Genomic DNA, 13,748 nt, shown 5'->3' on the forward strand with positions numbered 1-13,748 from the left:
TGGTGCAGGTGCATCAGTCGAGCAGCCCGTCGCGCCGGGCGATGGCCACGGCCTCCAGCTTGGACCGCGCGCCCAGCTTCTCCAGCACCCGCTGCACGTGGTTGCGCACGGTGTTGCGGGCGACACCCATCCGCTCGCCGATCTCGTCGGTGCCGGCGCCCTCCGCGAGCAGCCCCAACGCCTCGCGCTCGCGCGCGGTGAGCGCGCCCCGGCCGCCCGGCACGCGCCCGGTCAGCTTGCCCAGCACGCCCGCCAGCACCCCGCCGTCGTACACGACCTCCCCCGCGGCCACCCGCAGCACGGCGTCGGTCAGCTCGTCCAGCCGCGCGGACTTCGACACCAGGCCGGCCGCGCCGCACTCCGCCGCCCGCACCGCCACGGACACGGTGACCTCGCCGGTCAGCACGAGCACGCGCGCGCCCGACTCGCCGAACTCCCCGATGGCGTCCAGCCCGTCCCCGTCGGGCAGGTGCCGGTCCAGCAGCACCACGTCGGGCCGCAGCCGCCGCACGTCGGCCACCGCGTCGGCCACCGACCCGGCGGTGGCGACGACCTCCACGACCTCGGCGCCCGACCAGGCCAGGCCGAGCGCCTCGGCCACCAGCCGGTGGTCCTCGACGAGGACCACGCGGACGGGTGCGGGCGGGGGCGTCATGCCGGGTGGTTCCTCGTCTGTGGACAGGCCCTCAACCCTAGTCGCCGTTACCAGACCCCTTCACCCGACCGGCTCCCCGCGCTGGGCCGATCGGCCGCCCGCACCGCCCGCCCGCGCCGTCGGCACCGTTCGCTCACCCGGACCGGTGATCATCCCGAGCGCCGCCACCGCGTCCACGTGCGGCGATGTCGCGGTCGCCCCGGGCACGTCCCCCGAAGGGGTGACCGGTGCGCGTCGACCGTGTTGGAACGGGCACCGGGTCGGGTGGACCCTGGTGCGCGGAGGTGGGCCGTGCGGGCGGTGGTCACGAGGCTGGTCCGGGGCGCGTTCCACCCCGGCAACGAACTGGCCGGGCGCGGTGACCGGCTCGAAGGGCTGACGCTGCTCCTGCTGGTGCTCTGCGCGGTGCTGGCGGTGCCGGTCGCGGCGGCGATCGGGTCCGAGCGGTGGGCGTCGGGGCGGGCGGAGGCCGAACGGCAGCTCGACGAGCACCGGACAGTGCTCGCCACCCTGGTCGAGGACGCGCCCGCGCCGCGGGTGAGCGACCGGGGCGTGGCGGCGGAGCTGCGCGCACCCGTGCGCGCCACGTGGTCCGCGCCCGGCGGCGGCGCGCGCGAGGGGCTGGTGCCCGCGTCGGCGGGGGTGCGGGCGGGCGGCTCGGTGCCGGTCCGGGTGGACGCGGACGGCTCCGTCGTGCGGACCCCGCTGACCCGCGAGGGCGCGGCGGTCGACGCGGTGGCGCTCGCGCTGGGCGTGTGGACGGCGGTCGTCGCGGTCACCGGCCTGCCGCACCTGCTGGTCCGCGGCGCGCACCGCGCCCTGCGCCGCCGGCGCTGGGAGCGCGAGTGGGCGCAGGTCGCGGCCGAGTGGAAGACCTGACGCCTCAGAACGCGTAGGTGACGACGAACGCCGGGTGGTCCGTGCGGTACATGGCGTGGGACGCCGTGGAGACGAAGGTCAGCGAGCGCGCGGTGACGTGCTGCACGTCGCCGTCCCCCTTGCGGAACCAGCCGGACGGCACGCAGTTCTGTGCGCTGGTGGACGAACCGGGGCTGTAGCGCAGGTTCAGGTCGCCCGCGACGACGTGCCGGGTGGTCGCCGAGCCGGTCGGGTCGAACGACAGCGGCATGGCCGGCAGCAGTTCCCGGCACTGCGCCAGCGCGGTGGTCGCCGAGGTGCTCAGGTGCGTGGTGCACGCGGTGAAGCCGCGCACGGCGCTGAGCGCACACCCCCACGCGCGCATCTCGGTGCCGCCGTCCTGCGCCGAGTAGACCCCGTTGCCCCCGGCGGCGATGCCCTCCTCGACGATGATCCCGCTCCCGTACGCCCCGCGCCCCGCCGTGCACTGGTAGTCCGAGCCGGTGGACCGGTTGCGCGCGGGCGCGAACCGGAACCCCGCCGCCGCACCGACGGCGGCCGTGAGGCGGGACATGTCGGACAGGCACACCTCGTTGACGGAGACCACGTCCGGCACCCGCCGCCCGATCACCACCACCGCCTCGTCCACCGCCCGACCGCCCTGGTAGCACCCCGCGACCCCGCTGTTGCACAGGTTCATCTGCACCACGACGAACGGCGTGGCGGCAGCGGCCGTGCCGGTGCCGGTGCCGGTGCCGGTGCCGGTGCCGGTGAGCAGACCGCAGAACAACAACGCGGCCACGACGAGCGACGTTCGGCGCGGGGTCCCCATGCGGCCATCGTCACGGCGGCGGGGTGCCGGGACAACCCCGGCACCCCACTGCTCCCGCTCAGAGCACCCCGCGCCGAACCCCGAGCACGAGGAGCGCGCCGAGCACGAACGCGACCAACCCACCCAACGCGAGCCACGTGACGTCGACCCCGGTGGCGGCCAGCCCGGCAGCCGAACCACCCGCCGTCCCGCTGGCCGCCGGACCCACCGGCGGGTTCGGCGGCCCCGCCGCGGGCGGTAGCGGTGGGTCCGGGTCGGGCTGGTGCTCGCCGGCCTCGACGTGCACGTCTCGCGGCCAGTCCTCCCGCCAACCGGCGGTGACCGTGAACTCGTCGCCGCCGAACACCGGCACCCATGGTCCGACGACACCGAAGTCGTGCAGACCGACGGGCACGTCGTAGAACGCGAACCACCCCGACGCACCGGTCGTCGCCCGTGCGATGACCGCACCGGTCACCTGATCCCGCAGGTACACCTTCACCCACGGGATCGGTCTCGTCGGGAAGACGCCGCCCTTGTGCGGCCTCACCAGGTAGCTCACCAGGGTCCCGGCCGCTTTCGCCACCCTGAGGCCGGGCACGCGTGCGATGGCCTCGCCCGACGCTTGCCCGGTGGTCCCCGGGCTCACGGCCAGGATGCATTTCACCCGCATGTACCCCTGTCGGGCGATCATGGCGTCCACCGGGAACGGCACCCGGAAGACCCGCGTGGAGCCCGGCGGCAGGATCGCCCCCCGCCCCTCGGGCGACAGGTCGCCCAGGTCGAGCGGGACCTGGCCGGCGCAGAACGCCCTCACGTCGGAGAGCAGCCTCTCCCCACCGTTGGTCAGGGTGATCGTCAGGCGCGCGACGTCCCCCTGCCCGTAGGTGGCGCGGTCGAAGGCCACCGCGGCGGTGACCGAACGGCCGAACGGAGCGATGCCGCGGACGAGCACGTCGGGGTCGTCGACGCCGGCGAAGTACCACCGGACCGCGGAGGGGAAGTGCCACTGTTCGGAGTGGACGTCGAGGGCGTAATCCCCGCTCGGCGCCCTCTCGAACACGAATCGCCCGTTCGCGTCCGTCACGGTGCCCAGCCTCATGTACGGCAGGTCGCGCCTGCTCCACGTGACCGAGACGTAGATCCCGACGAGCCCTTCCCCGGCGTCGACCGCCCCGTTCCCATCGGCGTCCCCGTAGACGGTGCCCGCCAAGGTGCCGCGGACGATCGTCATCAGGACGGAGGCGGTGGCCGTGTTGTCAGCCGGGTTCGCGTCCTCCACCTCGGTGCCCACGGTGACGACGATGGTCTGCACGTCGTCGGGGGCGGACAGGCTGCCGACGAGGTGCCCCTCGGAGGTCTCCCCCGGACCGATCGGTACGCCGACGGGGTCCCAGGTGCCCGCGTTCCACGACAAGCTGCCGGACAGCTCCAGCCGCGCGGGGCTCGCGGTCGTGGCGCCGGCGTTGGTGATCGAAACGGATGCCGTGATCGTCTCGTCGAGCGTGTAGGAGGTCTTGTCGAACGCGACGGCGACCCGGAGGTCCACGCTCGGTCGGCCGGGTTCCGGCGCCGTCGACGTGGTGGGCACCGGGTCGGGCACGGGAGCGACCGGTTCGGCAACGGCGGTCCCGGTGGTCGTGGCCGTCGGCTCGGTGGATGTGGCCGGCTCGGTGGGTACGAGGACCGGCTCGGTGGGCTCGGCGGTGGGCTCGACTTCCGGCTCAGCACTCGGAGGAGTCGGTTCGGTGCTCGTGATCGCGGGCTCGGTGGTCGTGATGGGTCCGGTGTCGTCGGCGGTGGCCGGGCCGGTGGACGTCGTCAAGCACAGGACGGTGGTCAGCAGCAACGCACCGGCGGACCTCGGTAATCGGTACATGACATCGCTTCTCTCGGTCTCCGTTCACGGCAGGACTGCGATCGTGGAATGCCGGGACAACCCCGGCACACCACCGCTCCAGGTCAGACCACCCCGCGCCGCACTCCGAGCACGAGGACCGCGCCGAGCACGAACGCGGCCAACCCACCCAGCGCGAGCCACGTGACGTCGACCCCGGTGGCGGCCAGTTCACCGGCCGCCCCCGCCGGCGGGTCCACCCCGCCCGGCCCCGACGCGGGCGGTGGCGGCAGCGGGGTTCGGGGGTCGGGTTGGTAGGGGCCCGGTTCGACGAACACCATCCGCAGCGGCGGTTGGTCGTCGTTCGCGCTCACCTCGAAGGTGGTCGAGAACATGATCTTCCACGGTCCGACGACGCCGATGTCGTGCCGACCGACGGGTACGTCGTGGAACGAGAACCTGCCCGTGTCCGCGGTCGTGGCCCGCGCGAGGACCGCACCGGTCGTCCGGTCCCGCAGGTACACCTCGCCCCCTGGCACCGGGGGCAGCGGGGACACCGGCCACGGTGGTGAGACGAAGAGGTGCCGCAGGGCGATTCCGTCGACCTTCTCCACCCTCATCCCGGGAACGCGTGCGAAGGCCGACGCGAACGCCGACCCGTTGTGGTGGGGCGGCGACCCGAACGTGCAAGCCACCTCCGTGTAGCCGCGGTGGGACGTGGCGGAACCGATCACGTACGGCACCTCGAAGATCCGCGTCGTCCCCGGCGGCAGGGTCACACCGGGGCCACCGAGCGCGAGAGCGCCGAGTTCGGACCCCGTCGGGCCGAGGTGCCCGCAGTTCGACGTGACGGCGGTGATCTGCACGGCGCCGCTGTTGGTCAGGGACAGGGTGAGGTGCGCGAGGTCGCCCAAGCGGTAGGTCTGCCGGTCGAGCACCGCCGACGCCGTCAGCTCTTCGCGGATCGGGTGGGCTCCGCGCACCACGACGTCCGGGTCGTCCACGCCGTCGACGGCGGTGTACCCGGAGAGGAAGACCCAGGGTTCCAGCACCGACCGGGTCCAGTAGTCGCCGCGGGGCAGGTCGTCGAACCGGAAGCGACCGCTGCCGTCGGTCACGGCGGCATGCGTGGTGAGCGGCCGGCCACCCCCTGTGGACACCTGGACCCCGGCGAGGGCCTCGCCGGGGTCCATCACCGCGTTGCCGTTCCCGTCGCCGTACACCGTGCCCGCGTACGTGCCGAGGACGACCGTGATCGAGGCGGCGGCGGTGGCGGAGTTGTCGGCCGGGTTCGCGTCGACCACGTTCGCGTGAGCCGTGACGACGATGGTGAGAACGGCGTCGGTCGTCGTCACGTAGTCGTTGAAGGTGCCCTCGTGGGTCTGCCCCGGATCGATCGGTCCGGGCACCCGCGGCAGGTGGACCGGGAACCCCTGGACCTCCAGCCACGCGTGGTCCGCGGTCGCGGTCCCGGCGTTGGTCAGCGTGACGGACCCGGTGACCTGTTCGTCGGCGAAGTAACCGGCCTTGTCGAAGGCGACGGTGACCCGCAGGTCGACCGTGCCCTCGGCGGGTTCGGCCGCGGCCGAGGAGGAGGGCGACACCGGGGTTGAGGTCACCGAAGTCGGCTCGGTGCTGGTGGGCGGGGACTCGGTGGTGTCCGCTGCGGCCGGGCCGGTGGACGTCACCAGGCAGAGGGCCGCGGTCAGCAGCAGTGCGCCGGCCGACCGCTGTAATCGGGACATGGGTCGCTTCTCTCAGGTCTCCGTTCACGGAGGAGCTGTGCCCCTGCCATCGCGGTGACCTTGAGGTTCGTTTCCCCGAGCCCCTACCCCGGACGGCGACCGGCAGTCCGGTCCGGCCGGCGGCGGTCAGGGCGTACGCGGTGCGCTGGGGCCGCGAGCCCTCGTGCGAGGTGCCCGACCACCGTGCGGAGCGAGCCGTGGGTGGACTCGGCGCTGCGCGCGTCCCCGTGTTCGCGCGTCCCGGCTCGGCTCGCGGGGGTGCGGCGCCCGCCCGGCCCGCTGTCCGCACGAGTGCGGTTGACGAGCGGCCGATCTGCTTAACATGGGTGTGGTGACCTCGGTGCGCGGCCGTTACGACTACACCGTCGAGTTGGTGTTCCACGACGCCGAGGCGGTCGCGCAGTACCGCCGCGACCGGTCGACCGTCCGGGCGGCCCTCGGTGGCCTGGACCACGAGGTCGAGCCGATCGGCAGCCGGCTCGTCCCCGGCATCTGGTCGAAGCCGATCATGGACCTGATGGTCCGCGTCGAGGAGCACGACCTCCTCCGCGCCGCCGTCCTGATGGCCGCGGAGGGCTTCCAGGCCATCACCATCGCCGAGCTGTCGCGCACCATGCTGCGCCGCTGCCGCCCCGGCACGACCGCACCGGACCTGCACGTCCACCTGGTCACCCCGGACGCGTGGTCGTCCAGCCCGGAACGCGCCTTCCACCGGATGCTGCACGAGCGCCCGGCCGTCGCCACCGCCTACTCCGCGGTCAAGCACCTGGCCCTGGAGCTGAGCGGTGGCGACCCGCAGCGCTACGGCACCGTCAAGGGCCGGTTCATCGAGTGGCTGGCGGAGGCCGACCACCCCTGACCGGCCGGACGGCGCACGCGCGCCGCTAGCCGAGCAGGTCCCACACCTGGTGGTCCGAGGAACCGACGGGCTGCTGCACGACGGGCGCGCCCGCCTCCCCGTCCACCGACAGCGCGAGCCCCGAGTGGGCGAACACGAGCCGGTAGCCGGCGGCGGGCGTGCCGCGCAGCCGGAGCGACTGGTTGACGTTGCCGGTGCGCTGGAACTGGATGGCCTGCACGTCCGGGTCGAGGCTGGAGGACGGCAGGTCGACCGCCTTCCCGCTCAGCTCCGACACCAGCTCCCAGCCCTGCGGGTTGGCCTCGAACCGCCACAGGTGGTCCCCGGTCCCGCCCGGTGGCAGGCCGACCAGCGGCGCCTCGTCGGCGGTCGACGCGTCCAGCACGGCCAGCTCCAGGCCCGTGGCCCGGTTGCGGACGGCGTGGTGGCTGCCCATCACCGGCCACGCCTCGGGCGCGTCGGCCACCGGCAGCGGCACGGCCAGGTCGCCGCGCCACCGCCGGTCCGCGCGGTACTGGCGGCTGAGCAGCTCGTCGTAGAACCCGCCCGGCGGCGGGCAGTCGACGCCACCGCCGGGGCAGATGTCCACGTCGTGCGCGGCGTAGGCGCGGAACGCGCGCCGCTTCAGGGCCGCGTCGCGGGGCCCGAGGTTCGGCGGCTCGTCGCGGATCGTGTAGTCGCGGTAGGCCACCAGCTCCGGTGCGGGCGAGTGCCCGACCAGGGCGGCCCTGGTCAGGCGCGCGGCGGCGACGTGGTCGCGGTGGAAGTAGAAGTCCTCCAGCGGCAGGTCGGCGGTGTGCTGCCGCTGGAGGTCGGCGGTCGGGTCGGTGGTGCGCACGACGTCCGGCGCGAAGTCCGCGACCACGGCGCGCAGGTGGTCGACGAGCAGTTCGCGGTCGACGGTCTGCGCGGGCGCGTGGTCGAGCGGCCGGCCGGTGACGGCCGCGTCGCGCGCGTAGAGCCGCCACAGGCGGTTGGCGGGCGCGGTCGCGTTGTCCGGTAACCGGTTCTCCAGGATCGACACCCGGTCGCCCAGCGTCCACAGCGTCGACGCGACCCCGCCGAACGACACCGCCCACGACCGCCACGGCGTGCCCGCCAGACCCGCCGCCTGCGCGTACGCCTCGCGCACGCCCAGCTCCCGGGCCAGCATGTAGTCCGGGTAGCCGTGGTAGTCCGACGCGACGAGGAAGACCGTGCGCACGACGGCCCGGTCGCGCAGGTCTCTCAGCAGGTCCGGGCTCAGGAACAGCAGGTCGTCGTCGTGGTGCGCGACGACGTTGAGCACCCTGGTCATCTCATCCCCCTCGGAAGTCCCCCAGTGCGGATGTCGTCCGCACGGCGCCCGACGTTAAGGGCCCGCGGCCCGCGGCGCGGGGGTGTTGGCGATGTCCACGCGGATGGTGTCCGTACCCCGCAGCGGGGTGGAGGTCAGCCGTCCGACCGGTGATCACCGATCACCGGTCGTCGGCGCAGGCGAACAGCCGCAGCGCGTCGTAGCGGTAGTGCGTACCGTTCACCCCTCGTCCACCGCGCTGCGCGGCAACCCACGTGTCAGGACCGAAGTGCCTGGACAGCGGCGAAGCGGTTCTTGACGTTGTCGGTGAGCCGCTTCAGGCCGAGCAGTTCCAGCACGGCACGCTGCAACGCCTCCTCACCGGTGCTGCCGTTCCGCCGCGCGACGTGGTCGAGGAGTGCGGCCAACTCGCTCGGGGGCACTTCTTCGAAAGATCGCGGTCCCAACTGGCGCATCCGCACCTCCGCCTGGTCGGGCAGACGGTACGTGCGCGGCTTGACCCCGCTCTCGCCGAGCGGGTTGTCCTCGACGAGCCGGCCTTCGCGCACCGCTTGGGCGATCGCCTTGTTCAACTCGCCCGCGATCGACTTGGTGACCCTGATGGAGCCCGAAGTCCGGACGTAGGCGGTGTGCAGCCGGCCGCCCAGCACAGGTCCCTCGGCCTCGACGAGGCGCACCAGGCCGTCGAGCAGCTCCCGCCGCGACGCCTCGGAGACCTGGACCACGGTTCCGTTGAACTGGCCGTACGCACCGAGCACGGAGGCCGGGGCGGGTGACGCCTGCTCCACGACCACCGCGGGAGACGGCTCGTCGAGGTGCTCCGCGACCACCGGCGCGTGCACGACCTGCTCCGGGACGACCGGCCCGGTGACGACCGGTTCGGGCGTCACCGGTTCGGGCACGACCGGTTCGGGCACCACGATCACCGGCGCAGGCTCGACGACGGGCACCACCCGGCCCTCCGCTGCTGTCGGCCGGTCGTCGACCTCCGACGTCCACCCGGAGGGGTGAACCTCCAGTTCGTGCAACGCGTCCCACAACCGAGCCATGACTGCGGGCCGGTCGGCGTAGAACTCCGACTCGCGGATGCGGAAGAACCTCCAGCCGCACCGCTCCAGGTCGCGCTGCCGTGCCATGTCGCGCTCGTACGCGTCGGGTCCGTGCCACGCGTCACCGTCGCACTCCACCGCGAGCCTGGCCTTGGCGCCCACGACCACCAGGTCGATCCGGTAGCCCTCGGCCGGGAACTGCGGCACGACGCTGTAGCCGCGGTCGACGAGGCGGTTGAACACCCGCTGCTCGAACAGCGAGTCGAAGGGCTCGACACGACGGTCCTCGGGCACGGCCGTGTGCCTGGCGTCGTCCACGCCGTCCACGCGCCCGGACAGCGCGTAGCAGTAGTCGAGCAATTGGAACCGCATGTCCTCGGGGTTGCCGAGGTCGGACAGGCGCAGGGAGTGGAACACCCACATCTGGTCCTTGGCGCGGGACGCGGCGACGTTGAAGCGCTGGACGTACAGGTCCTGGGTCAGCGCACCGATCCGCTTGCCGGGTTCAGCGGCCTTGACCATGGACAGGAACATCACGTCGCGCTCGGAGCCCTGGAAGTCCGCCGAATCGCCGCACCGCAGGTCGCGCGCCTTCCACTCCTCTGGCGGGATGCGCTCCAGCAGGCGCTTCTCGATCCTCTTCGCCTGGGCACGCCCGAGCAGCGACACGACGCCGAACGTCAGGCCGTCGTACCGCGGATCGGCGATGCACTTCTCGATCTGGTCGACGACGGCGTCCGCCTCGACCGGGTTGACCTTGTCGGTCACGCCGCGCTCGTAGCCGTTGTCGAGGAACACCGGCTTGATGGGCTCCAAGCGGTCCGCGCCGTACTGGCGCACGGGCACCAGCCGGATGCCGTCGGGCTCGTAGGCGATCCGGTTCGAGAAGCCGATGATCTCGGGCACGCAGCGCCGGTGCTCGACGAGCGTGGTCATGCCCTCGAAGCGCATCTTCGCCTCGTCGAACAGGCTGCGCTTGGGGTCCTGCCACGACGCGCGGTACGGGTCGTCCCACAGGTACTGCTCGGCGAGGTCGCGCAACTGCTGCTGGTCGGTACCCACAGCCGTGGGCGAGACCTGCTTGTCGTCGCCGATGACCACGATCTTGGGCGCGAGGTACTGGAGGAACGTCGCCTCCAGCCCCGCCTGGGACGCCTCGTCGACGATCACGACGTCGAACATGTCCGGCTGGACGCGGAACTGCTCGGCGATCCGGTAGACGGGCATGATCCACACCGGCACCGCCGGGCGGCAACGGTCCATGGCCGCCTTGATGTCGGCCCTGCGCTGGTTCGCGTAGACGCCGGTGCCCTTGCCGAGCAGCTTGACCAGCTGGGCGTACTGGAGCAGGTCGGCGCGGGCCTTGCCGGACAGCCGCTCCGGCGACACGGCGTGGCCCCAGGCGCGTTCGGCGGCCAGTCGTTCGACACGGCCGCGCACCTGCTCCTCGACGTGCAGCACCTCGGCTTGGAGGGCGTTGACGTCCTCGTGACCACGCCCGAGCACCCACGCCCGCACCACGGCCCACGCCCACGCGGCGTCCCAGTCGGCCAGCCGGGTCGCCCAGACCGGGTCGCGCGGGTTCGCGGACACCGCCTCGTGCACGCCGGGCAGCGCTTGGACCAGCGTCGCCGCGATCTCGTCCCGGCGACGCGCCAGCGCGGCAACCCCGGTCAGGCGAACCAACCTGTGGTGGGCTACCGCGTACGACTCGTGGTCGCGCTCCTCGGCGGCCCGGGCCAGGTGCTTCACGCACGGCGCGGCGTCCGCCCACCGCGCCACCTCGGCGATGGTCCCCACGACCTCCAGCAGCGGCACGGTCGCGGCGGTGCGCGCGTCGGACGCGGCGGCGGCGTCGACGAGCCGGGCGTAGGTCTGGACGGCGTCGAGGTCGGTCCAGTTCGGACGTGGGAGGCCGAGCCCCGCCAGGCCGCGCTCCTCCCCTTCGAGGGCCTCGCCCAACGCCAGCACGCGGCGCAGCTGCTCCAACTCGGTCACGTGCCACTGGAGCCGTTCGCTCAGCGTGTCCTCGGCCGGGACGTGCACGGAGTCGGGCCACGCCCGGTCCAGCGCGTCCAGCGTCCTGGTGGCGTCGGCCCACATGAGGAACGCGTCGAGCTGGTCGGCGCCGGTGGGCGGGACGCCGTTGACCCGCACCGCCTGGAACAGGGGGTGGGCCTGCTTCACGGCCTTCGGGGCGAACGCCCCCGTCTTGGGCGAGCCGTCCGGGTTGGTCTTGAGCTTGCCGCCGTCGCCGACGTGCGCGCGGAGCGCCCCGGCCAGGGCGACGAGCGCGCCCATGTCGGCCGGGCCGACGCGCACCTCGGTGAGCGGGCCGAGGCGATCGACGAGAGGACTGACGCGCCCGATGAGCCGGCCGATCTGCTGCCCGCGCGACCGCCAGTGGTTCGCCCGCCCGGCGAGCACGTCGGACAGCGCGTCGTTCATCCACTGCTCGCGCCGCCGCGACAGGTCCTCGGCCTCCCGCGCGAACTTGTTGAGCCGCTGCCGCAGCACCGTGCGCGTGGACTGGTCCAAGCGCCGGACGGCGTCGAAAGCTGTGTGCCGGGTCAGGCTGCTGTGCCCCTCCTCGGCCGCGATGGCTTGGCGCTCCGCGGTCACGAGGGCGAAGAACACCTCGGGAGCGGGCACGTCGGCGAGCGGCACGAGCTTGAGCCGCGATTCGGGCTCGTCGGCGTTCAACGCGTCGTCCACGACGCTCCGGTGCCACTCGACGATGTCACCAGCGGGCACCGGGGACGGGGCGACACCGATCACGGTGCTCAGGTCGGCCACCCAACCGAAGCGCTCCCGCTCCGCTTCCACGCGCTGCGCGAGGACGGCGAGCGTGCCCCGGTAGTCACCGACCGCGTGCTCGGCCACCTCTTCGCCACGCGCGTCGAGCAGGCGCCGGTACAGCCCCGCCCGTCGTAGGCGGAGTCCTTCGATCGCCGTGACGTGGTCCTCGACGGCCCGCCGCGCGGCCTCGGCGTCGTACTCACTGGCCACATGGCTGATCCGCTCCACGGCGACCTTGAGGTCGGCCAGGTCCGAGCGCGAGGAGCCGACGACCGAGACGGCCAGCGGCGCGATGGCCTCGGGCAGCTTCGCCCGCACCTCCTTCAGTGCCCGGTCGGTGTGCGCGGTGACGAGCACGCGCTTGCCCTGCGCGAGGAGGTGGGACAGCAGGGCTGCGACGGTGTGGGTCTTGCCCGTTCCGGGCGGACCTTGGACGAGGGTCTGGGCCTTCGCGTCGACCTGCGTGAGCACGCGCAACTGCCGGTCGTTGACCGGCAGTGGCAGGAAGAGGTCGTCGTCGAGCTCGACCAGGGCGCCGGCCTCGGGCGAGCGTTCCGCGGTCGGCCGGTGGTCCGGGTCGACGAGCGGGAGCAGCCCGTCCGGGACGACACCGGACTCGCCGAGTTGCACGGCGACCGAATCGAGGATGTCGACGATCCCCTGCCGCGAACGCCTGCGCAGGACGACGGCCGGTGCGAACGCCGCCACGGCGTGCGCACCGGGCTTCTGCGCGTTGTCCTCGTCCAGGTAGGCGGCCTCGCCGTCCAGGGCGTGCACCAGGCGGCGCAGCACGCCGCCCACCACGTCGCGGTCCAGGACGGCGGAGGTGACCTCGCGAGCCTCGTTCCTGATCTGCACGACGTGCTGCGGGTTGGCCACGCGACCCGGGTCGAGCATGTCCAGTTCGACGTTCAGACCATCCGCGACCTCGGCCTGCTGAAGGGTCAGCCGCCCGGTGGCGTCGTCGAAGTGGATCACGGCGGGCACGGTGGCGAGGTGCCGGCGCACGACGTAGTGGCCGGGCGGTGACCACGACAGGCAACCGACGCCGACGACGAGTTCGAGTTCCTCGGCGTGCCCGGCCGCGGTGACGTAGGCGGAGAACAACTCGTTGTAGACGTTCCGCGCCGGTCGATCGCGCAGTTCGCGCTCGGCCCACTCCGACCAGCGCGCCTCCCACCCGACGTGGGCCTCACGGATCTCGGGCGCGTCGTCGAGTGCGGTGCGCTGCTCACCCTCGCCGATCGACTCGCGCAGACGCGGAGGAACGCTCGGGTCGTCCCACTCCCCCTCCAGCCAGGGCCGCAGTTCGGCCTCCGGGTCGGGGGCCTCTTGGTGCGCGACCCGTTCGACCGTGAGCAGGGCCGTGCCGGGCTCAGGCGCGTCCTCTCGGTGCGCGGACCGGATGAAGGGGTGTTCGGGCAGCTGCCCGAACCACAGCACCGAGTCGTAGCTGTCGGTGGTGCGGGGTGGGTTCGACTTGAGCTGCTGGCTCCGCGCGAGGAACTCGAAAAGCCGTACCGCTCGATCAACCGCCGTACCCCGCGGATTCGGAGCAGCGCTGTTGTCCGCCACAGCCGTCCCCCCTTCTTCGCCACCACCGAACTGATCACGATGCTCATCGCCGGCGGGGCGTGCGGCGATACAGCCGACACCACACCGTTACGAAACCAGTCCGCACTTTTGCGGACAACTATCTTCGATGAGGGCCCGGACGCCAGGGAAACTGGTCCCACCGGCCTACCCGAAGAGCCCTTCGGCGTAGGGCGGGCACGACCTGATGCGGTGCCGAAAATATCGACGAACCATTTCACGACGGTCAACGCACGAATCACCCG

At 72.9% G+C, this 13,748-nt stretch carries 8 protein-coding genes; 2 read left to right on the forward strand and 6 right to left on the reverse strand.

The features are described 5' to 3' along the window. Positions 1-13 precede the first annotated feature (13 nt). On the reverse strand, positions 14-655 hold the full coding sequence (locus ACR807_RS11390) for a response regulator transcription factor (RefSeq protein WP_438921220.1): 642 nt from the start codon (positions 653-655) through the stop codon (positions 14-16). 291 nt (positions 656-946) lie between these two features. Here ACR807_RS11390 and ACR807_RS11395 point away from each other — a divergent pair, with 291 nt between their 5' ends. Continuing rightward, positions 947-1,534 (forward strand): Rv1733c family protein, encoded by a 588-nt coding sequence (locus ACR807_RS11395; protein WP_438921221.1) that lies wholly within the window; start codon positions 947-949, stop codon positions 1,532-1,534. 4 nt (positions 1,535-1,538) lie between these two features. Here the strand turns inward: ACR807_RS11395 and ACR807_RS11400 are convergent, their stop codons facing one another. The 3 genes from ACR807_RS11400 to ACR807_RS11410 form a co-directional block, all read right to left on the reverse strand. Beyond that, positions 1,539-2,345: an endonuclease/exonuclease/phosphatase family protein gene (locus ACR807_RS11400; RefSeq protein ID WP_438921222.1), complete on the reverse strand. Its 807-nt coding sequence runs from the start codon at positions 2,343-2,345 to the stop codon at positions 1,539-1,541. A gap of 58 nt (positions 2,346-2,403) precedes the next feature. Further along, positions 2,404-4,203 carry a hypothetical protein gene (locus ACR807_RS11405; protein ID WP_438921223.1) on the reverse strand — a complete coding sequence of 600 codons (1,800 nt, stop codon included), beginning with the start codon at positions 4,201-4,203 and terminating at the stop codon, positions 2,404-2,406. Between the two features lie 83 nt (positions 4,204-4,286). Continuing rightward, positions 4,287-5,906 (reverse strand): hypothetical protein, encoded by a 1,620-nt coding sequence (locus tag ACR807_RS11410; RefSeq protein ID WP_438921224.1) that lies wholly within the window; start codon positions 5,904-5,906, stop codon positions 4,287-4,289. 331 nt (positions 5,907-6,237) lie between these two features. On the opposite strand from ACR807_RS11410, the gene ACR807_RS11415 reads away from it, so the two are divergent. Next, on the forward strand, positions 6,238-6,765 hold the full coding sequence (locus ACR807_RS11415; RefSeq protein ID WP_438921225.1) for a GrpB family protein: 528 nt from the start codon (positions 6,238-6,240) through the stop codon (positions 6,763-6,765). Positions 6,766-6,790: 25 nt separating this feature from the next. On the opposite strand, the gene ACR807_RS11420 is transcribed toward ACR807_RS11415, so the two are convergent. Together ACR807_RS11420 and ACR807_RS11425 are read right to left on the reverse strand one after the other, a co-directional pair. After that, entirely contained in the window at positions 6,791-8,062 is a 1,272-nt protein-coding gene (locus ACR807_RS11420) for an RICIN domain-containing protein (RefSeq protein WP_438921226.1), read from the reverse strand. Positions 8,063-8,319: 257 nt separating this feature from the next. Beyond that, positions 8,320-13,353 (reverse strand): PDDEXK-like endonuclease domain-containing protein, encoded by a 5,034-nt coding sequence (locus tag ACR807_RS11425; RefSeq protein WP_438921227.1) that lies wholly within the window; start codon positions 13,351-13,353, stop codon positions 8,320-8,322. Positions 13,354-13,748: the final 395 nt, after the last annotated feature.

Origin of the sequence: Saccharothrix sabaoui (genome assembly GCF_051756985.1) — a bacterium.
In the GTDB taxonomy this organism is placed as follows: domain Bacteria; phylum Actinomycetota; class Actinomycetes; order Mycobacteriales; family Pseudonocardiaceae; genus Actinosynnema.